At 69.7% G+C, this 501-nt stretch carries 1 protein-coding gene; it reads right to left on the bottom strand.

What is annotated here, in order from left to right; all coding sequences use genetic code 11:
• Window positions 1-501 (bottom strand): DUF4190 domain-containing protein (locus AC31A1_RS52435; RefSeq protein WP_489660077.1); only part of this gene is annotated, 501 nt, incomplete at both ends.

The following is a 501-nucleotide window of genomic DNA, read 5'->3' as shown; positions in this document are numbered from 1 at the left end:
GGCTGGGGGCGGAGTTGTAGAAGGGGTCGGAGTCCGAGGTGTCGGTGCTGTCTCCGTGATTGATGGCGAACACGATGGTGGCGATCAACGCGGCGACCGTGAGGACCCCCAGGACGGTCCCGATGATGCCCGTGATGAAACCCGCATGGGCCTGACCGCGGTTCGTGGCCTCGCCCCGGTCGGCCCGCTTCTTGCCCTTGACGCCGAGGATGATCGCGGTGACACCGAGAACCAGGGAGACGACGCCGTAGAAACAGAACAGGCAGCAGGACAGGATGCCCAGCACCATCGCCGCGGTGCCCATGTTGTTCTGAGGGGCCATCGGCATACCGGCCCAGCCGTAGCCCTGCGGGTAACCGGGGTAGCCGTAGCCGTTGGGCACACCGGGGCCGGCTGGCATTCCCGGGCCGCCGGGCATGCCGGGGCCGGGGCCGTTCGGTGGGCCGGGTTGGGCGTAGCCGCCGGGGGTGTTGGGCTGGCCGTAGCCGGGAGCGCCGTAGG

This window comes from Streptomyces sp. P5F9 (assembly GCF_057961495.1).
Note: the sequence above shows the minus strand (reverse complement) of the source record. Positions and strands in the feature narration are given on the sequence as shown.